Raw genomic sequence first — 19,047 nt, forward strand, 5'->3', positions numbered from 1 at the left:
CTTGTTTGCTTTATTTTGGCACGATGAACACGGCTTTTTCACGCACGCTGAGCGACGGGTCGTCCACCGCCGTCAGTTCGAACTCGATGTGGTTCGATCCGGGCGCCGCCGCGCCGCGCGCCGCCGCGCTGCGTTCGACCTGCACCCGCACCGGCACCGCGCGTGTGCTGGCGCCATCGAGCACCGCCTGGTCGGTCGTGGCCAGGCGCACCGAATCGATGCCCGACACCTTGATGCGGAAGGTATGCCCGGTTTCGGCGGTATTCATGATCTGCAGGCGGTACACGTTTTCGATCATGCCGTCGCCCACTTCGCGCCCCATCGAGCCGCGGTCGCGGATCACGTCGAGCTTGAGCGGCGTGCGCAGCGCCAGCGCGGTGCCGAAACCGGCCACGATCAGCACCAGCAGCGCGGTGTAGATCAGCACCCGGGTGCGCAAGATGCGCTGGCCGATGCGCCTGGCCGACCACTTGTTGTCCATCGCGTTGTCGGTCGAGTAGCGAATCAGCCCGCGCGGCAGGTCGATCTTGTCCATCACGCCGTTGCAGGCGTCCACGCAGGCGGCGCAGCCGATGCATTCGTACTGCAAGCCCTTGCGGATGTCGATCCCGGTCGGGCACACCTGCACGCACATATTGCAGTCGATGCAATCGCCCTTCTTTTTCGCGTCCTGCGGCGTGGCCTTGGGATTGAGCGCGCCGCGCGGTTCGCCCCGTTCCTGGTCGTAGGTGACGATCAGGGTGTCCTTGTCGAACATGGCGCTCTGGAAGCGCGCGTACGGGCACATATATTTGCAGACCTGCTCGCGCAGCCAGCCGGCATTGCCGTAGGTGGCGAAAGCGTAGAAGCCGATCCAGAACCATTCCCACGGTCCCAGCGCAAAGGCGCCGATATTGGACAGGAGCGAACGCACCGGGGCAAAGTACGCCACGAAACTGAAGCCGGTAAACAGCGCCACCACGCCCCAGGCCAGATGCTTGGCGGTCTTGCGTGCCAGCTTGTCGGCGGTCCAGGGCTGGCGGTCGAGACGGATGCGGGCGCTGCGCGCGCCTTCGATTTTGCGTTCGATCCACATGAAGATCTCGGTGTAGACCGTCTGCGGACAGGCAAAGCCGCACCACACCCGCCCCGCGATGGCGGTGACGAGAAACAGCAGGTAGGCGGCGATGATCAGCAGCGCCGCCAGGTAGATGAAGTCCTGCGGCCACAACACCATGCCGAAGATGTAGAACTTGCGCGCCCCGAGGTCGAACAGGACGGCCTGGCGGCCGTTCCAGTTCAGCCACGGCAAGCCGTAGAACACCAGCTGGGTGATCCATACGCACGCCCAGCGCAAGCTGGCATAGCGCCCCTTTGCTTCGCGCGGATAGATTTCCTCGCGCGCGGCATACATCCGGATCACAACCGGCTTGGCGGCGGCCTCGGTCATTTTTGCGCCACCCCCGGCGCCGCCGCCAGGCTCGCTGGCGCCGGGTCGTTGGACAGGCTCCATACATAGGCAGCCAGCACGTGGACCTTGGATTCGCCCAGGAACTCGTGGAAGGACGGCATGGTGTTGGTACGGCCCTTGCGGATCGTTTCCATGATCGTCTCGGCGCTGCCGCCGTACAGCCAGACCTTGTCGGCCAGGTTGGGCGCGCCCAGTGCCTGGTTGCCGACGCCGCCGGCGCCGTGGCAGGCGATGCAGGCGCCGAACTTCGACTTGCCGAAGGAGACCTTGATCGGATCGGCGGTCAGCCCGGACAGGCTCTTGACGTAGTGCGCCACGTTCTCGATATCGGCTTCGGAGCCGACGGCCGCGCCCATCGGCGGCATCATGCCGTTACGGCCCTTCATGATGGTGTCCTTGATCACCGACGGCTCGCCGCCGTACAGCCAGTCCTTGTCGGTCAGGTCGGGATAGCCCTTGTTGCCGCGCGCGTCGGAGCCGTGGCACTGCGCGCAGTAGGTCAGGAACATGCGCTCGCCGATCGCGTGCGCCTGCGGGTCGGCCGCCACCGCCTTCAGGTCCTGGCTGGCGTACTTGGCGAACAGGGGACCGTAGTCGGCATCGGCCTTGACCAGTTCTTCCTGGTAGGCGCCGCTCGACTTCCATCCCAGCTTGCCGGCATAGCTGCCCAGACCCGGGTACAGCACCAGGTACACCAGCGCGAACACGATGGTGATGTAGAACAGCCACATCCACCAGCGCGGCAGCGGCGTATTGAGTTCTGTGAGGTCTTCGTCCCACACGTGGCCGGTGGTGCCGTCGCTGCCCGGTTCGACCTTGTGGGTCGACTGGGACCACAGCAGCACGCCGCAGCCGAGGATCGCCAGCACCGTGATGACGATGATGTACAGGTCCCAGAAACCGCTGGTGAAATCAGCCATGACCGCTCTCCCCCGCGTTGCGTCCGGCGCTATCGCCGGCGTCGTCCGCAAACGGCAGCGCCGCCTGCGTCTCGAAGTCCTTGCCGCCCTTGAGGACGAAGGTCCACAGCAAAATGCCGAGGAAGGTGGTGAAGCTGATGACGGTCATGATGCTGCTCGCGCTGTCAAAAATATGTTCGATTGCCATGTCAGTTCCTCGTCTTGATCTGGATGCCGAGGCCCTGCAGATAGGCGATCAGGGCATCCTGTTCGGTCTTGTCGGCCAGCGTGGCCGGGGCCTGGGCGATGTCTTCTTCCGAGTACGGCGTCGACAGGCGCTGCAGGGCGCGCATTTTCGGAATCACCTCGTTCGGCACCAGCCTGGTCTTGGCCAGCCACGGATAGCCGGGCATGTTCGATTCCGGCACCACGTCGCGCGGGTTGTCCAGGTGGGTGCGGTGCCATTCGTCGCTGTAGCGGCCACCGACGCGCGCCAGGTCGGGACCGGTGCGCTTGGAACCCCACTGGAACGGCCGGTCGTAGACGAATTCGCCGGCCACCGAGTAGTGGCCATAGCGCTCGGTCTCGGCGCGGAACGGACGGATCATCTGCGAGTGGCAGTTGTAGCAGCCTTCGCGCACGTAGATGTCGCGCCCCACCAGGCGCAGCGCCGAATACGGTTTCAGGCCGGCCACCGGCTCGGTGGTCGATTTCTGGAAGAACAGGGGAACGATTTCCACCAGGCCGCCGAAGGAAACGACCAGTAAAACCAGTCCGATCAGCAGCCAGGGATTCTTCTCGATCAATTCATGTGAAAATTTCATTGCAAGCTCCGGATTCAGGCGTGTGCAGGTAAAAGGGTGGGAATGCGCGCGTCGTCGCTGACGGTACTGCGCATCGTCCGGTACGTGTTATAGGCCATCAGCAGCATGCCGGTCAGGTACAGCAGGCCGCCGCCGACGCGGATCACGTAGTACGGATAGGTCGCCTTGACGCCTTCGACGAAGGTGTATGTCAAGGTGCCGTCGCTGTTCACGGCGCGCCACATCAGGCCCTGCATCACGCCGGCGATCCACATCGAGGAGATGTACAGCACGATGCCGATGGTCGCGACCCAGAAGTGGGTATCGATCAGGCGCACGCTCCACATTTCCGTCTTGCCGGCCAGGCGCGGGATCAGGTAGTAGATCGAACCCATGGTGATGAATCCGACCCAGCCCAAAGCGCCGGCGTGCACGTGGGCGACGGTCCAGTCGGTGTAGTGCGACAGCGCGTTGATGGTCTTGATCGACATCATCGGGCCTTCGAAGGTGGCGATACCGTAGAACGACAGCGACACGATCAGGAATTTGAGGATCGGGTCCGAACGCAGCTTGTGCCAGGCGCCCGACAGGGTCATGATCCCGTTGATCATCCCGCCCCACGATGGCGCCAGCAGGATCAGCGAGAACACCATGCCGATCGACTGGGTCCAGTCGGGCAGCGCGGTGTAGTGCAGGTGGTGCGGTCCGGCCCACATGTAGGTGAAGATCAGGGCCCAGAAGTGGACGATCGACAGGCGGTACGAGTACACCGGGCGCTCGGCCTGTTTCGGAATGAAGTAGTAGACCATGCCCAGGTAGCCGGCGGTAAGGATGAAGCCGACCGCATTGTGGCCGTACCACCATTGAATCATCGCGTCCTGCACGCCGGCGTAGGCCGAGTAGGACTTCCAGAACGAGGCCGGCATGACCGCGCCGTTGACGATGTGGAGGATCGCCACGGCCAGGATATACGCGCCGAAGAACCAGTTGGCCACGTAGATGTGCTTGACCTTGCGCTTGACGATGGTGCCGAAGAAGACGATCGCGTAGATCACCCACACCACCGTGATCAGGAGCGCGATGGGCCATTCCAGTTCGGCGTATTCCTTGCCGCGCGTGAAACCCATCGGCAGCGTGATGGTGGCCAGCACCAGGATCGCCTGCCAGCCCCAGAAGGTGATCATGGACAGCGTGTCCGAGAACAGGCGCACCTGGCAGGTGCGCTGCACCACCCAGTACGACGTCGCAAACAGGCCGTTGATGCCGAACGCGAAAATGACCGCATTAGTGTGCAGCGGACGCAGACGCCCGTAGCTTAACCAGGCGATGTCGAAATTGAGGGCCGGCCAGGCCAGCTGCGCGGCGATGAACACGCCGACCAGCATGCCGATCACGCCCCAAAAGACGGTGGCGATCGTAAAGTACCTGACGATCTTGTTGTTGTAATTTAAAGCTCTGTCCACAAAGGCTCTCCTGAGAATGCAACGATGACAGCAGAAGAGTAAATTTCCGGAGGTCAAAAATCCTTGATGTGAATCAAAAACGCCGGAATCACGCAAGATCGTTGCGTGGCGCTTTTTCGGCCGGCTCGTCGTCGTCGAGCAGGATGCGCATGCCGGGACCATCGAGGTCGTCGAACTGGCCGCTGTCGGCCGCCCCGAAGAACACCCACACCGCCAGCACGACGATGAACACGCTCAGGGGGACCAATAGATACAAGGATTCCATTCAACCGGCTTTCATGCGCCGCAGGCGCAGTGCGTTAATGACAACCACGGCGGAACTGAGCGACATGCCCGCCGCCGACAGCCAGGGATTGATCAGGCCAAAGGCGGCCGCGGGGATCGCCACGCAGTTGTAGATGCTGGCCCAGGCCAGGTTCTGGCGAATGATCCTGAGCGCGCGCGCCGCGCCCGTGGCGGCGTCGTCGAGCGCCGATAAGCGGCTCGAGAGCAGCACGCAGTCGGCGCTGAGCTGGGCCAGCGCGGCCCCGCCGCCCATGGCGAACGACACATCGGCCGCGCGCAGCACGGCGGCGTCGTTGATGCCGTCGCCGACCATCGCCACCACCGCACCGCGCGACTGCAACTGCTGCACGCAGGCCAGCTTCTGCTCCGGCAGCTGCTGGCCGATGGCGGTATCGATGCCGAGCGCGGCGCCGGTGCGGCTGACCACACTCTGGTCGTCGCCGCTTAAAAGAATGACAGTCTGGCCACGCGCCTTGAAGCGCCGCACCACGTCAACCGCATCGGCGCGCAGCGCGTCGGCCAGCTCGAAGCGCGCCAGCACGACGCCGTTCGCACCAAGATACACATTGCTCACGTCGGGCCATACGGGCGCCGGGGCCGAGCCCGCGTAGCCGGTGCGCCCGAGGCGATAGCGCACGCCGTCGATCACGCCTTCCACGCCCTGCCCCGCTTCGCTATGCAGCTCGCTGGCGTGCAGTTCCGCGCCGGGTGCCGCATTGCGGACCGCCAGCGCCAGCGGATGGGCGCTGCCCGCCTCCAGCGCCGCCGCCAGTTGCAGGCAGCGCGCCCGGTCAAGGCTGGCCAGCGGCTCCACGTGGCGCAGCACCGGCCGGCCTTCGGTCAGGGTGCCGGTCTTGTCGAAAACGATATGGGTGGCGCGCTGCAGGGTCTCGAGCACGTGCGGCTGCACCACCAGCACGCCGCGCCGCACCAGCGCGTCGGTGGCGGCGGCCAGCGCGGTCGGCGTGGCCAGCGACAGCGCGCACGGGCACGACACCACCAGCACCGCAATGGCCACCTGCCAGGCGCGCGCCGGATCGACCATCTGCCAGCCGATGAAAACCGCCACCGTCAGCAGCAGCAGGCCCGCCACGAACCAGGCGGCCACCTTGTCGGCCCACTGGGCGATCTGCGGCTTGCCCTGGCCGGCTTTTTCCACCAGCTTGACCAGGCGCGCCAGCGTGCTGTCGCTGGCCACGCGGGTCACGCGCAGCACGATGGCCTGGGTGGTGTTAATCGCCCCGCCGGGCAGTTCGTCGCCGGGCACACGCGCCTGGGCGCGGCTTTCGCCCGTCAGCAGCGCCAGGTCGACATCGGTATGCCCTTCGAGGATGATGCCGTCGGCCGCGACCGCGCTGCCCGGTTCGACCAGGATCACATCGCCCTCGGCCAGGCTGGCGGCGGCGACCATGGTGGCCTGGCGCGAATCGGGCCACTTGGGGAGGCGCTGCGCCGCCGCCGGCAAGGCGCGCTGCAGGTCTTCCAGTGCGCGCGCCGCTTTTCGGCGCGCCATCAGTTCTAGGTAGCGGCTGGCCAGCAGCAGGAAGATGAACATCGTCACCGAGTCGTAATACACCTCGCCGCTGCCGCGCAGGGTGGCCACGACGCTCGCGCCAAAGGCGGCGCCGATGCCGATGGCGACCGGCAGGTCCATGCCCGGCATGCGCGCGCGCAGGCTGGCCCACGCGCCCTTGAAAAACGGCTGGGCCGAGTACAGTACGGCCGGAATGGTCAGCAGCAGCGAGGCCCATTGCATCAGGGCGGCCATCGGCGCGTCCATGGTGCCGTCTTCGGCAATGTAGGCCGGCAGCGCGTACATCATCACCTGCATCATCGACAGGCCGGCCACGAACAGCTGGCGGAACTGCTTCTTGCGGCTGCGTTCGAGCTGGGCGCCATGCTGCGCCGCTTGGTACGGGTAAGCGGTGTAGCCGATGCCGCGCAGCGCCTGGACGATGTCGCTCGGCTTGCAGGCGGTGGCGTCCCACGTCATGTGCAGGCGCTCGGTGGCCACGTTGACCTGGGCCTCGCGCACGCCGGCCAGGCGCGCCAGGCGCCGTTCGATCAGCCACACGCAGGCGGCGCAGCGGATGCCGTCGAGCGAAAACACGCCTTCGCGCGCCTCCCCCGGCGTGGCCTGAGCGGCGCTGTCGTACAGCGCCAGTTCGGGCGGCACCAGGTCGACGCCCTCGGCCCGGTCGGCGAACACGCTGCGGGTGCGGTAGTAGTCGGCCAGGCCGCTGTCGACGATGCCTTGCGCGACCGCTTCGCAGCCCGGGCAGCACATCGGACGCGGCTCGCCGTCGATGCGCACCGACCAGCTGGCACCAAGCGCCACCGGCAGCCCGCAGTGGTAGCAGGCGGCGCTGAACGGCTGCGCGCTCAATGCACGCCGCCCGTGATGCACAGCGCGTCGAGCCAGCCGCCCTGGCCACCGGTGGCGGCGCGCGCAAGGCCCAGCAGGCCGAAGGCCAGCACCAGGGTGCCGGCGCCGATGCGCACCGCGCGCTGTTGCAGGGCCGCGCGCAGGCGCTCGCCCGCCATGCCCATGGCCAGCAGCATCGGCAAGGTGCCCAGGCCGAAGGCCAGCATGACAATGGCGCCCTCGGCGCCGGAACCCGTGAACATGGCCGTCATCAGCACGCTGTAGACCATCCCGCACGGCAGCCAGCCCCACAGGGCCCCCAGCGCCAGCATCTTGAGCGGACTGTCGATCGGCACGATGAAGCGCATCAGGGGACGCGCGCGCTGCCACAGGCCCTGCCCCAGCGCTTCGAGCTTCGCCAGGCCGCGCCAGGCGTCCATCAGGTACAGGCCGAGGATCACCAGCATCAGGTTGGCCAGCCAGTAGCCGCCCGCCTGCACGGCGGTCAGCCCGGCCAGGGTGCGCGCGCCGCCGGCAAGGCCGCCGGCCAGCGCACCGGCCGTCATGTAGCTGGCGATGCGGCCGGTGTTATAAGCCAGTACGCGCGCCATGCCATCGGTCGCCGCGCGCTGTGTCATGACGGCCACCGGAAACGGCCGCGCCGCCACAGGCGCCGCCGAAAACGCGCTCACGATCCCGCCGCACATGCCGACGCAGTGGACGCTGCCGAGCAGGCCCACCATGAACACCGCGATCAGGTTCAATGCGCTCACCCGTGCCCCGTCAGATCGTCCGCGAATATGAGGTCGACCCGCGTGGCGCCGGCGCGGCCTGCTGGAGATAGCGGTCGAACACCATGCACACATTGCGGATCAGGAGGCGCCCTTTCGGCGTCACGCTCAGCCACTCTGGGCCGATGGTCACCAGGCCGTCGCTTTCCAGCACCTTGAGGCGTTCCAGTTCGGCCGCGAAGTACGTGCCAAAGGCGATCGGGTAGCCCTGCTCGATGGACGGCATCGACAGCTCGAAGTGGCACATCAAAGTCTGGATGATGGTGCGGCGCAGGGCGTCGTCCATGCCCAGGCGGATGCCGCGCGCGACCGGCAGCTCGTTCTTGTCGATCAGGTCATAGTAGGCGTCGAGCGTCTTGACGTTCTGGCTGTAGGTGGCCGCCACCGCGCTGATGGCCGACACGCCGCACGACACCAGGTCCATGTCGGCATGGGTCGAATAGCCCTGGAAGTTGCGGTGCAGCCGGCCCTGGCGCTGGGCCACGGCCAGGTCGTCGTCCGGCTTGGCGAAATGGTCCATGCCGATGTAGACATAGCCGGCCTGCTCCAGCCGGCGAATCGCCAGGCCCAGCATGTCGAGCCGTTCGTCGGGGCTGGGCATGTCCGCTTCGTTGATGCGGCGCTGCGGCTTGAACAGGTGCGGCATGTGGGCGTAGTTATAGATGGCGATGCGGTCCGGATCGGCCTTGATCACCTTCTCGATGGTCTGCGCCATCGTAAATACGTTCTGCTTGGGCAGGCCATAAATGAGGTCGATGCTCACCGAGCGGAAGCCCGCCTCGCGCGCGGCATCGATGACGGCCTGGGTTTCGGCCTCGGGCTGGATGCGGTTGACCGCCGCCTGCACCGCCGGATCGTAATCCTGCACGCCCAGGCTGACCCGGTTGAAGCCCTGGCGGCGCAGGCTGAGCACGCGCTCGCGCGAGACCGTGCGCGGATCGATTTCGATCGAATACTCGCCCGTGCCGTCGGGAGCGAACTGGAACCAGCGGCGCAGGTGCTCCATCAGTTCTTCCATCTGCGCGTCGGTAAAGTAGGTCGGCGTACCGCCGCCCAGGTGCAGCTGCTCGACCTGGTTCATGCCGGCGAACAGCCTGCCCTGCATTTCGATTTCGCGTTTCAGGTAGCCCAGGTAGGTCACCGCCTTGTCGTGGTTCTTGGTGACGATCTTGTTGCAGGCGCAGTAGTAGCACACCGATTCGCAGAATGGAATGTGCAGGTACAGCGAGAGCGGCTTGACCGAGCCGCGCGTGCGCAGCCCGGCCACCGCCTGCAGGTAGTCGCGGTAGCCGAACGCCTCGCTGAAACGGTCGGCGGTCGGATACGAGGTATAGCGCGGGCCGTTCTGGCTCAGCTTGCGAATCAGCGCGGCATCGAAGTCGAGGGGACGCGGGTTGGCGATGGGGATAACAGTATGCGACATGGTGGTAGGCTCCTGGCTATGGGGACCGAGTGTAGGGATCAGGGCTCGCGAAATCCTTGACCTGCATCAAAAACGGCTGAGTCGGCCCGGCTCGGCCGATTCGCACGCTTGCCCCTCGCCCGGCTCCCGCCGCCGAACTTGAACACCGCGATCGCCTGCGCCAGGTGCCCGGCCTGTTCGGCCACGCTGGCGGCGGCGCCGACCGATTCCTCGACCAGCGCGGCGTTCTGCCGGGTGATCCGGTCCAGCTGCGCCACCGCCTCGTTGACCTGGGCGATGCCGCTCTTTTGCTCCACGCTGGCGCGCGTGATGTCGCTCATGATGGTGGTGGCGCGCTGCACCGATTCGACCACGCCGGCCATGGTGCCGCCGGCTTCCTCGACCAGGCGGTCGCCGTTCCTGACCTTGGCGACCGAGTCCTCGATCAGGCGCTTGATGTCGCTGGCGGCGGCCGCCGAGCGCTGGGCCAGCGCGCGCACTTCGCCCGCCACCACCGCGAAGCCGCGTCCCTGCTCGCCGGCGCGCGCCGCTTCCACCGCGGCGTTCAGCGCCAGGATGTTGGTCTGGAAGGCGATCCCGTTGATCAAACTGATGATATCGACAATCTTGGCAGCCGAATCACTGATCTGGCCCATCGTCGCGCCCACCTGGGCCACCGCCTGGCCGCCCTTGCCGGCGATGCCGGACGCCGACAACACCAGCTGGTCGGCCTGCAGGGCGCGCGCGGCGTTCTCGCCCACGGTGACGGCAAACTGCTCCATGCTGACGGCGGTTTGTTCCAGGCTGGACGCCTGCGACTCGGTGCGCACAGCCAGATCGGCATTGCCGACCGCGATGTCGCGCGTGGCCGCCTCGATCGAGGCCACGCTGGTGCGCACGTCGCCGATGATGGCGCGCAGGTTCACCGCCACCTGGCGCAGGCCGCGCAGCAACTGGCCCATGTCGTCGGTGCGCTCGTTGGCGCACACGAACGACAGGTCGCCCCCGGCCAGCGCCTGCACCGCCTCGGCGGCCTGGCGCATGGGGATGACGATGGCGCGCCGCAGCGCCACCCAGCCGCCCAGCGCCAGCAGCGCGCCGAACGCGCCCACCCCGGCCAGCACGGCGCTGCCGGACGCCGCGCCCAGGCCCGCCGGCAGCACGGCCAGCGACGCCATCAGGATGCCGATCCGTACCCCGATCGGCAGATGGAAGGCGGCGCGCAAGCGCGCGGCGATGCCGGTGCGCGCCGCGGCGCCGTCGACGATGGCCAAGCCGTCGGCACGCCCTTCCTTGAAGCGCTGGTACAACTCGCCGGCGCCCTTGATCTGCGCGCGCGTGGGACGGGTGCGCACCGACATGAAGCCGGCCGCCTGGCCGTTTTCCTTGACCGGGGTGACGTTCGCCACCACCCAGTAGAAATCGCCGTTCTTGCGCCGGTTTTTCACCAGGCCGGTCCAGGGACGGCCGGCCTTCATGCTGCGCCACAGGTCGGCGAAGGCTTCGGCCGGCATGTCGGGATGGCGCACCAGGTTGTGCGGCTTGCCCAGCAATTCGTCCTCGGCGAAGCCGCTGACCTCGATGAAGGAGGCATTGACGTAGGTGATAATGCCCTTGATGTCCGTTTTCGAGACGATGGACTGGCCTTCGCGCAGCTCGTATTCGATCCCTGTAACCGGCAGATTATTGCGCACGCAGATACTCCTTTTGCCCTAAAGCATTAATTCAATAGGAGAAGTCTAGGGAGCTTGGCGGCCGAAATCCTTGATTTGCATCAAAAATGGCCGGGCGGCCAGGGCGGCGGCGGCCTACAAGGGCAGCCGCATATGCACCGAGCCGTCTTCGGCCGCCTTGCTGATCTCGAAACCGAGTTTGCGCGCCAGCTTGGTGATGCGGGTGTTTTGCGGCAGCGCCTCGCCCACGATCTCGCGCGTGCCGCGGCTGCGGCAGTAGGCGATCAGCTTTTCCATCAGCACCTTGCCCAGTCCCTGCCCTTTCAGGTCGGAGCGCACCGTCACCGCGAATTCGGCGGCCACGTTATCGGGGTCGCACACCACGCGCGCCACGCCGAGCGTTTCGTTCACCCCATCCGGCCCCGGGCGCGTGGCGATGAACGCCATCTCGCGGTCGTAGTCGATCTGGGTGAAGCGCGCCAGCTGCGAGGCGTTCAGTTCGCGCACGCGCACGAACATGCGGTAGCGCACATCGTCGTCGCTCAGGGCGTTGAAGAAGGTCACGTGGGCCGGGCCATCCTCGGGCTGGATGGGGCGCAGCAGCAGCGACGCGCCCTGCCAGTCGATGCGTTCTTCCAGCTCGTGCGGATAGGGCCGGATCGCCAGCCGGTCCAGGGTGCTGGCCGACTGGTCGGCGATGGCCACCCGCATGCGCGCGTCGAGCGCCAGCGCGCCGTCGCTGTCGACCAGCAGTGGATTGATGTCCAGCTCCACCAGCTCGGGCAGGTCGGCCACCATGTGCGAGATGCGCATCAGGGTGGCGATGATGGCGTCCATGTTGGCGGGCGGCCGGTTGCGGTAGCCGGCCAGCAGCCTGGCCACGCGCGTGCGCGAGATCAGGTCGCGCGCCAGCACCACGTTCAGCGGCGGCAGCGCCACCGCGTGGTCGGCCGTCACCTCCACCGCGATGCCGCCCTGCCCGAACAGGATCACGGGGCCGAACACCGGGTCGGTGGCCACGCCGATGATCAGTTCGTGGGCCTCGGGCCGGCGCGCCATCTGCTGCACCGAAAAGCCTTCCAGGCGCGCCTGCGGCTGCAGTTCGGCCAGGCGCTTGTTCATGCGCTGCGCCACCGCGCGCACCGCGTCGGCGTCTTCCAGGTCGAGCGCCACGCCGCCCATGTCGCTCTTGTGGGTGATGTCGGGCGAGAGGATCTTGAGCGCGACCGGAAAGCCGATCTCGCGCGCCGCCGCCACCGCTTCCTCGACCGAGGCCGTGCTGCGCGTCTGCACCACGGCCACCCCGTAGGCGGCCAGCACCGCCTTGGTTTCCGGCTCGCTGAGCAAGGTGCGCCCGGCCGCCAGCGCGGCGCGCACCAGCGCGCGCGCCGCCGCCGGATTGGCCGCGCCGTCGGCTACCGCGTCGTCGCAGGCGGCCGGCGGCACCTGCATCAGCAGGTTCTGGTTGCGCCGGTACTGCACGATCTGCAGATAGGCGCTGACCGCTTCCTCGGGCGTGCCGAAGCTGGGAATGCCGGCCTCGGTGAAAATCGCGCGCGCCTCGGCCACGGCGTCGCCGCCCAGCCAGCAGGCCAGGATGTTGCGCGACGATGCCTTGGCCAGCGGCGCGATCGCGCGCGCGATGTCGGCACTGGGCACGATCGCCGTCGGCGCGTGGATGAACAGGATGGCGTCGGCCTGCGGGTCCTGCAGCACGATGTTCAGGGCGTCGACGTAGCGCTGGGCCGGGGCGTCGCCGATGATGTCGACCGGGTTGGCGCCCGACCAGGTGGACGGCAGCACCGCGTCCAGCCTGGCGACGGTGTCCGGCGCGAGCTGCGCCATGCTGCCCTTGCCGCTCACCACGGCATCGGTCGCCATCACGCCGGGGCCGCCGCCATTGGTCAGGATCACCAGATGCTCGCCGAACAGCGGCCGCGCGTGCGCCAGCGTCGCCACGGCGGCGAACAGGTCTTCGGTGCTGAGCACGCGCAGCATGCCGGCGCGGCGGATGGCGGCGTCGTACACGTCGTCGGAACCGGCCAGCGCCCCGGTGTGCGAGGCAGCCGCCCTGGCGCCTTCGGCCACCCGGCCCGCCTTGAGCACCAGGGTCGGTTTGCTGCGCGCGGCGGCGCGCGCGGCCGACATGAATTTGCGCGCGTGGCGCACGTCTTCCATGTACAGCAAAATGGCGCTGGTGTGCGGGTCGCTGGCCAGGTAGTCGAGCAGGTCGCCAAAATCGATGTCGGCGCTGTCGCCCAGCGAAATGAACTTGGAAAAGCCGATCCCGCGCGACTTGGCCCAATCGAGCACGCCCGTCACCAGCGCCCCCGATTGCGACACGAAGGCGATTTTGCCGGGCAGCGCGCCGGTATGCGCGAAGCTGGCATTGAGGCCGATGCCGGGCACCAGCAGGCCGACGCAGTTCGGCCCCAGCAGGCGCAGCGTGTAGGGCCGGGCCGCATCCAGCGCGGCCTGCCTGAGCGTGCGCCCCTGGCTGTCGTGCTGCGCGCTCAGGCCCGCGGTCAGGATGATGGCCGCGCGCGTGCCCGCTTCGCCCAGCTGGTGCACCAGGCCCGGCACCGTGGCCGGCGGCGTGCAGATGATGGCCAGGTCCGGCGCCGCGGGCAAGGCCGACACGCGCGCGTACACGCGCAGCCCGGCCAGATTGTCGTACTTGGGATTGACCGGATAGAGCGCGCCGCTGAAGCCTCCCTCGATGACGTTGCGCAGCACGGTCGCGCCCACGCTGTTGGGACGCGCCGAGGCGCCGATGATGGCCACCGACCGCGGTGCGAACAAGTGCTCCAGATTCCTGACGCTCATGGTGATCCCTTTTGATTGAGCCTGACGATGGGCGCACAGCGTAGACGGCCCGGCCGGGGCTGCGCTTGATGTGCATCAAATATAACAAAACAAAGGTTTGCGCAGGCCGAACAACGCTGGACTGTGGCCGTGGCAGGGCCTACGCTGAGGTAACCAAGCCAACAGGAGCCGCCATGCCGTACAAGACCATCCTCGTTCACGCCGATCATTCCCGCCACGCCGAAGCGCGCCTGCAGGCCGCCACCGCGGTGGCGGTGGACTGCAACGCCCATCTGGTGGGCGCGGCCATGAGCGGCGTATCGCGCTACATCTACCAGGATGGCGCCACCGACCTGATGCAGACGGTACTGTCCAGCCACATGGAAGAACTGAACCGGCGCGCCAACGCCGCCCTCGACCACTTCGAGCGGGTCGCCGCCGGCGCCGCCGTGCGCTCGTTCGAGCGGCGCCTGGTCGACGACGAACCCGGCGCCGCGCTGGCGCTGCAGGCGCGCTATGCCGACCTGGTGGTGGTGAGCCAGTCCGACCCGGAAGATCCGGTCGCCCGCATGACGCCCGGCCTGCCCGAATACGTCATGCTGGCCAGCGCGCGCCCGGTGCTGGTGGTGCCGCATGCCGGCCGCTTTCCCGTCATCGGCAGCGAGGTGCTGGTGGCGTGGGATGCCAGCACCGCCGCCACGCGCGCGCTGGCCAACGCCCTGCCGCTGCTCAAGCGCGCGCGCCGCGTCACGGTGGCGGTGTTCAATCCCGACGAAGCGCACGGCCAGCAGCCCGGCGCCGACATCGCCCTGTACCTGGCGCGCCACGGCATCAACGCCGAGGTCATGGCCCAGCGCACCAGCATCGATGTCGGCGAAGCGCTGCTGTCGCTGGCGGCCGATGTCGACGCCAACCTGATCGTCATGGGCTGCTATGGCCATGCGCGCGTGCGCGAACTGCTGCTGGGCGGGGTGACGGCCACCATCCTCAAGTCGATGACGGCGCCGGTGCTGATGTCGCACTAGCGCCAGCGGCGGCGGCGGCCGCGGCAACATCCTGCTGCGCCAGCCACTCGCGCGCGGCGTCCATCGCCGCATCGAGTTCGCGCGCGGCGCGCAGGAACAGGGCCGCGGTGTCGCCGGCCGGCTCGCCCTTGAGCGACTGCTCCAGCTCCAGCGAAGCGGCCGCAAAGCGCTTGGCGCCGACGCTGCCGATCCCGCCGCGCAGCGAATGGAGCGCCATGGCCGCCTCATGGTCGCGCCCGGCGTCCCAGTGCACCCGCGCCTGGTCGAACTGCTGGTGGCCCTCGCCCACCACGCGCCGCACCAGGCTGGCGACCGCCGCCAGGTGCTCCGGATTGCCCCTGGCGATCTCGATCAGGGGGCCGAGACGCAGCACCGGCAAGGCCGCCACCGCCGGTGCCGCCGGCGCTGCCGCCGCCGGCGCGCCCCCACGCTCCAGTCCCGGCAAATGGCGCACGATGGCCGAGAGCATGTCGTCGACCTCGATCGGCTTGGCGATGACGTCGTTCATGCCGGCGTCGGCGCAGGCGCGCCGCTCCGACTCGGTCACGCCGGCCGTCAGCGCCAGCACCGGCAAGGTCAGGCGCAGGCCGGCGCGGATGCGGCGCGCCGCCGCGTAGCCATCCATCACCGGCATCTGGATATCCATCAGCACCAGGTCGTAGGCGCCCGGATTGGCGGCCAGCCGCGCCAGCGCCAGCTGGCCGTTGCCGACGATGTCGAGGCGCGCGCCCACGCTCTCGAGAATGCCGCGCGCGACCACCTGGTTCAATTCATTGTCTTCGGCCAGCAGCAGGCGCACGCCGTCGAGGCGCACCGTGCCGGCGGCGCCGTGCAGGGCCGCCAGCGCGCCGCCCGGACGCGCCGCGGCCTGGGCGCGCTGCACCAGCACTTCGTGCACGGTGTCGAACAGGCTCGAACCGGTCACCGGTTTGCTGAGGATGGCGTCGGCCTGGCCGGCGGCGCCGCTGTCCATCAGCTTGCCGCGCCCGTAGGCGTTGACCATCAGGGCGATCGGCAGGCGCGCGGCCGGCATGCGTTCGCGCAGCGCGCGCATGGTGGCCGCGCCGTCCATGCCGGGCATCTGCCAGTCCAGCAGCACCACGTCGTAGTGGCGCTGCACGGCGGCGGCGCGCGCCACCATCGCGAGCGCTTCGGCGCCCGAACCGGCCACCTCGGCTTCCCAGCGCCAGCCGGCGATGGTCTTGGACAGGTAGTCGCGGCTGGTGGCGTTGTCGTCCACCACCAACAGGCGCAGGCTGCCCAGCGGCGCTTCGGGCGCGCTGGCCTCATCCTGGTCGGGCGCCACGCGCAGCGGCAGGCTGACCGTGAATTCGCTGCCGCGCCCCGGCGCGCTATCGAGTTCGATGGTCCCTTTCATCATCTCCGTCAAGTGCTTGGAAATGGTCAGCCCCAGGCCGGTGCCGCCGAAGCGCCGCGTGGTCGACGAATCTCCCTGGGTAAACGGCGAAAACAGGCGCGCCTGCTGCGCTTCATCCATGCCGATGCCGGTATCGCGCACGCGGATGCGCAAGGTCAGGCGATCGTCCTGGCGCGCGCTGGCGTCGACCAGCACGCTCACTTCGCCGTGCTCGGTGAATTTGATGGCGTTGCCGGCCAGGTTGACCAGCACCTGCTGCAGGCGCAGCGCGTCGCCCACCAGCGCGCGCGGCACGTCCGGCTCGACCCCGATCGCCAGGTCCAGGTCCTTGTCGCCGGCCGACACGCTCATGATGTCGGCCACCGCCGCCAGCACCTCGCCCAGGTCGAAGCGCGCTTCGGCCAGTTCCATGCGCCCGCCCTCGATCTTGGAAAAATCGAGGATGTCGTTCATGATCCCCATCAGCGACTGGCCCGAGCTGCGGATCATGTCGAGGTATTTGCGCTGCTCGGGCTTGAGGTCCGTATGCCCCAGCAGGTAGGTCATGCCGAGCACCGCGTTCATCGGGGTGCGCAGTTCGTGGCTCATGTTGGCCACGAACTCGCCCTTGGCGCGGCTGGCGGCCTGGGCGCGGTCGCGCTCGAGTTCGAGTTCGGTGGCGCGCGCGGCAATCTCGCCGGCCAGGCGGCGCCGCTCGCTGATGTCGCGCACGAACGCGTTGGCCACGTAGCCGTCGCCGGATTGGAAGGCGGCCACCGACATTTCGATCGGGATTTCGCGCCCGTCGCGGCACAGGGCGCTCACTTCGAGCCGGTTGTTGATGACCGGGCCGGTGCCGCTGCGGGTGAACTGCAGGAAGCCCGTTTCGTGGGCGGCGCGCTGGGCCGGCGGGATGATCAGTTCCGACAGGCGGCGGCCGATGGCTTCGGCCGCGCTCCAGCCGAAGGTGCGCTCGGCCTCGGTATTCCAGTCGGTGATGCAGCCGTCCACCCCGAGGGCGATGAAGGCGTCGTTCGAGTTCTCCAGAATCACCTTGATGCGGCGCTGCTCGCGCACCAGCTGGGCCAGCAGCGGACGCACCTGGATCAGCAGCATCGACGCGCCCAGTGCCACCAGCGCGATGAGCATCAGCATCAGGGTGTTGGCCTTGTTGCGCAGCGGCAGGTAGACGGTATCGAGGTTGCTCTTGACCACCACGCCCAGGCCGAACTCGCGGATCGGGGTGTAGGCCGCGAACACGGCCACGCCGCGCAGGTCGCGCGTGACCGCCACCCCGGCATGCCCCAGCAGCGCCTGGTTGATCGGCAGGTTGACCTTGCCGTCGGGCTTGAGCATGGGAATGCGGAAGGTGTCCGGGTAAAAACGGGTCGGCGCGCACAGCGCATCCTTGCCGTCCAGGCTGCACAGCAGCACGTCGGACGAGGGACTGCTGGCGCGGATCCCGGCCAGCAGGCGGTCGACGATCGGCAATTGCTGTTCGGCCAGCATGCGCCCGACGACGCGCTCGCCGTCGCGCACCTCGTTCTCGGTGGCCAGCACGTAGTGGCCGGGCCACAGCAGGCGGGCGCGCTGGCCGGTCGTGACCAGCGGCTGCCCCGCACCCGTGCCAGGCCCGGTGAACACGCCGCTGGAGGCGAGCACCCTGCCGTCGAGGCTCTCGAAACGCAGGGCGCTGATGCCGGCGTTCATGAAGCTGCCGGCCGCCTGCAGCAGCGCGGCGCGCGCGCGCGCATCGTCGGCGCCGGCGGCCAGGCGCGCCACCGGCCCCGTGACCGAGGGCCGGTCGGCGATGGTGCGCGGAAACCACAGGCTGGTTTCGAGCGAGTTGCCGACGGTGGCGGCGCTGCTGACGGCCGACAGGCGCATATTGTCGGCAATCGATTCTTCGTAACTGTCGCGCATGGCGGCAAAACCGGCCGCGCCGGCGCTCACGGCCACCAGCGCCACCACCGCGATGGCGCGCGCGGTGATGCGGTTTTCCTTGTCCAGGACATCGCCGCGCACGGTGACCGTATTGCGCAGGGACCACAGGCCCAGTCCCAGCACGCTCATCCCGACGGCGGTGGGCGTGACCATGGCGTTGTAGGCCGCCAGGCGGTACAGCACTTCGAGCTTGAGGAAGTAGCCGGCCAGGGCCGCCAGGCCGAGCCCGGTCACGCCGGCCGCGCAAAACGTCAGCAGGCCGGCCTGGCGCCGGCTGCGCCGGGGCAGGCGGACCAGGCGCAGGGCAACCCCGGCCAGCAGGAAGCCGATGCAGGTGTTCGGCGCCATGCGCCCGGGATGGGGGGTGCTGGCGGTGGGCGCGGTGGGCACGCGCACGAAGTCGATTCCCAGGTTCAGGCCGGTGATGTGCTCGACCAGCACCAGCGCGGGCAGCACCAGCAGCAGCAGCGCGCAGGCGTGCCACAGCGGCGCGTGCCAGCGCCTCGGATGGGCACGCGGCAGCACCAGGCAGCAGCACACGCCGGCGGCGATGAACAGGATCGGACTGTTGATGCCCATCTGGGCCGAACCGGGGATCAGGGTGGCGATCGTGTTGCTGTTGAAGATCCAGCGCAGCGCTACAAGCGTGCCCAGCAAGCCGACGAACAGGCCGGCGGTTTGTTCGGCCGAGAAGACGAATTTTTTCATGGGAAAGCCAGGGTGCGGACCGGTAAAGATTACCACATGAAAATGCGCACAGCTATCAGCCCCGAGCGTTGTATTCC

General features: G+C 68.1%; 13 protein-coding genes. 1 reads left to right on the plus strand and 12 read right to left on the minus strand.

Annotated elements, in window-relative coordinates:
* Positions 1-10: 10 nt before the first annotated feature.
* The 11 genes from ccoG to RBA41_RS06870 form a co-directional block, all read right to left on the minus strand.
* Entirely contained in the window at positions 11-1,429 is a 1,419-nt protein-coding gene (gene ccoG / locus RBA41_RS06820) for a cytochrome c oxidase accessory protein CcoG (protein WP_306622349.1), read from the minus strand.
* On the minus strand, positions 1,426-2,370 hold the full coding sequence (gene ccoP, locus RBA41_RS06825) for a cytochrome-c oxidase, cbb3-type subunit III (protein ID WP_306622351.1): 945 nt from the start codon (positions 2,368-2,370) through the stop codon (positions 1,426-1,428). Before ccoP ends, ccoG begins: the two co-directional genes overlap by 4 nt.
* A complete protein-coding gene (locus RBA41_RS06830; protein ID WP_306622353.1) occupies positions 2,363-2,557 on the minus strand; it encodes a cbb3-type cytochrome oxidase subunit 3 in 195 nt (64 codons plus the stop codon). The genes ccoP and RBA41_RS06830 overlap by 8 nt, the downstream gene beginning before the upstream one ends.
* A 1-nt stretch (position 2,558) precedes the next feature.
* On the minus strand, positions 2,559-3,173 hold the full coding sequence (ccoO, locus tag RBA41_RS06835; RefSeq protein ID WP_306622355.1) for a cytochrome-c oxidase, cbb3-type subunit II: 615 nt from the start codon (positions 3,171-3,173) through the stop codon (positions 2,559-2,561).
* Between the two features lie 14 nt (positions 3,174-3,187).
* Positions 3,188-4,615 (minus strand): cytochrome-c oxidase, cbb3-type subunit I, encoded by a 1,428-nt coding sequence (ccoN, locus tag RBA41_RS06840; RefSeq protein WP_306622357.1) that lies wholly within the window; start codon positions 4,613-4,615, stop codon positions 3,188-3,190.
* A gap of 88 nt (positions 4,616-4,703) precedes the next feature.
* Positions 4,704-4,880 carry a cbb3-type cytochrome oxidase assembly protein CcoS gene (ccoS, locus tag RBA41_RS06845; protein WP_306622359.1) on the minus strand — a complete coding sequence of 59 codons (177 nt, stop codon included), beginning with the start codon at positions 4,878-4,880 and terminating at the stop codon, positions 4,704-4,706.
* Entirely contained in the window at positions 4,881-7,286 is a 2,406-nt protein-coding gene (locus tag RBA41_RS06850; RefSeq protein WP_306622361.1) for a heavy metal translocating P-type ATPase, read from the minus strand.
* On the minus strand, positions 7,283-8,038 hold the full coding sequence (locus tag RBA41_RS06855) for a sulfite exporter TauE/SafE family protein (RefSeq protein WP_306622363.1): 756 nt from the start codon (positions 8,036-8,038) through the stop codon (positions 7,283-7,285). Before RBA41_RS06855 ends, RBA41_RS06850 begins: the two co-directional genes overlap by 4 nt.
* A gap of 10 nt (positions 8,039-8,048) precedes the next feature.
* Positions 8,049-9,479: an oxygen-independent coproporphyrinogen III oxidase gene (gene hemN, locus RBA41_RS06860; RefSeq protein ID WP_306622365.1), complete on the minus strand. Its 1,431-nt coding sequence runs from the start codon at positions 9,477-9,479 to the stop codon at positions 8,049-8,051.
* Between the two features lie 38 nt (positions 9,480-9,517).
* Positions 9,518-11,152: a methyl-accepting chemotaxis protein gene (locus RBA41_RS06865; protein ID WP_306622367.1), complete on the minus strand. Its 1,635-nt coding sequence runs from the start codon at positions 11,150-11,152 to the stop codon at positions 9,518-9,520.
* 114 nt (positions 11,153-11,266) lie between these two features.
* Positions 11,267-13,957 (minus strand): bifunctional acetate--CoA ligase family protein/GNAT family N-acetyltransferase, encoded by a 2,691-nt coding sequence (locus tag RBA41_RS06870; RefSeq protein ID WP_306622369.1) that lies wholly within the window; start codon positions 13,955-13,957, stop codon positions 11,267-11,269.
* Between the two features lie 173 nt (positions 13,958-14,130).
* Between RBA41_RS06870 and RBA41_RS06875 the strand changes: the two genes are divergently transcribed.
* Complete coding sequence (locus RBA41_RS06875; protein WP_306622371.1) at positions 14,131-14,961, plus strand: universal stress protein; 831 nt, start codon at positions 14,131-14,133, stop codon at positions 14,959-14,961.
* Here RBA41_RS06875 and RBA41_RS06880 read toward each other — a convergent pair.
* Positions 14,924-18,970 carry a response regulator gene (locus RBA41_RS06880; RefSeq protein WP_306622373.1) on the minus strand — a complete coding sequence of 1,349 codons (4,047 nt, stop codon included), beginning with the start codon at positions 18,968-18,970 and terminating at the stop codon, positions 14,924-14,926. The genes RBA41_RS06875 and RBA41_RS06880 overlap by 38 nt on opposite strands.
* Positions 18,971-19,047 lie beyond the last annotated feature (77 nt).

It is taken from the genome of Massilia scottii (assembly GCF_030846495.1).
Taxonomy (GTDB): domain Bacteria; phylum Pseudomonadota; class Gammaproteobacteria; order Burkholderiales; family Burkholderiaceae_D; genus Telluria_A; species Telluria_A violaceinigra.

What these genes read in the sequence shown, in the direction of transcription:
- RBA41_RS06875 (WP_306622371.1), top strand. Translation starts at nt 14,131, where the DNA reads ATGCCGTACAAGACCATCCTCGTTCACGCCGATCATTCCCGCCACGCC.
- RBA41_RS06880 (WP_306622373.1), bottom strand. Translation starts at nt 18,970, where the DNA reads ATGAAAAAATTCGTCTTCTCGGCCGAACAAACCGCCGGCCTGTTCGTC.
- ccoP (WP_306622351.1), bottom strand. Translation starts at nt 2,370, where the DNA reads ATGGCTGATTTCACCAGCGGTTTCTGGGACCTGTACATCATCGTCATC.
- hemN (WP_306622365.1), bottom strand. Translation starts at nt 9,479, where the DNA reads ATGTCGCATACTGTTATCCCCATCGCCAACCCGCGTCCCCTCGACTTC.
- RBA41_RS06870 (WP_306622369.1), bottom strand. Translation starts at nt 13,957, where the DNA reads ATGAGCGTCAGGAATCTGGAGCACTTGTTCGCACCGCGGTCGGTGGCC.
- RBA41_RS06830 (WP_306622353.1), bottom strand. Translation starts at nt 2,557, where the DNA reads ATGGCAATCGAACATATTTTTGACAGCGCGAGCAGCATCATGACCGTC.
- ccoG (WP_306622349.1), bottom strand. Translation starts at nt 1,429, where the DNA reads ATGACCGAGGCCGCCGCCAAGCCGGTTGTGATCCGGATGTATGCCGCG.
- ccoS (WP_306622359.1), bottom strand. Translation starts at nt 4,880, where the DNA reads ATGGAATCCTTGTATCTATTGGTCCCCCTGAGCGTGTTCATCGTCGTG.
- ccoO (WP_306622355.1), bottom strand. Translation starts at nt 3,173, where the DNA reads ATGAAATTTTCACATGAATTGATCGAGAAGAATCCCTGGCTGCTGATC.